This is a genomic window from Bacteroides sp. ET71 (assembly GCF_023336905.1).
In the GTDB taxonomy this organism is placed as follows: Bacteria; Bacteroidota; Bacteroidia; order Bacteroidales; family Bacteroidaceae; genus Bacteroides.
Genome location: NZ_JAMBLS010000117.1, coordinates 1 through 768 on the forward strand (window position 1 = coordinate 1; position 768 = coordinate 768).

A 768-nucleotide genomic window follows, 5' to 3' on the forward strand; every position below is an offset into this window, starting at 1 on the left:
CGGTCGCTTCGTGTGACGGCAGCCTTCAGATTGTCGGGGACGATAGCCGCAGGAACGCCTTCAAAATATTGCATGGCATTCTCACATGTCTTTATCAGGTCTTCCTTGCGTTGAGACCACACGGCTTCGCAGTAGGTATAATGGCTGAACGGAAGGATGGCGACAAACACCTCGGCTTTCTTCGTCTCGCCCGTCATTTCATCAACGACTTCAAGCCTGTCACCGGCAAAGTCAATATACATCTGGTCGGCGGCATAGTGCTCGACATGACCGACGACCTTGATGTGAAACTTGTACTGACGGACAGCCCGTTTGAAGGAAGACAACTGATAGCCGTCAGGATATTCGGCATGGTACTCCTTGAACAGTTTTCGGACACTCATGCCTTTGCGTGACAGGCGGGATACATAGCCGGGAAGCAGGGCCTCCAGTTCAATCCTCCTGGAAGAAGGCTCCCGATGCCGGGATGCCGTACAGCCGAACAGTTCATCCAATTGCCCGTCGGACAGGGAAAGAAGCTGTTCAATACTCTTGCCGCTTGAAAGGAACAGGCGGACATACTTGCGGACAGTATTACGGGAAGTATGAAACGTGGAAGCCGTTTCCTTGATTCCCATGCCGGCCGCATAACATCTTAAAATGTTTTTGATTCGTTTATCCATTTGTATAGATTTTATTATCACCCCCGTTACACCAGGACTCGGGCACTCAAATCTACACAAAAAAATCTATAACAATAGGTGAACTAAGTGGTCAATACTATTTTGG

1 protein-coding gene is annotated in these 768 nt (G+C 49.2%); it reads right to left on the reverse strand.

All coding sequences use genetic code 11. The annotated features are described in order from the left end of the window. Positions 1-662: helix-turn-helix domain-containing protein (locus M3090_RS15445; protein WP_249057754.1), on the reverse strand; the 662-nt coding region annotated here is incomplete at its 3' end. Positions 663-768: the final 106 nt, after the last annotated feature.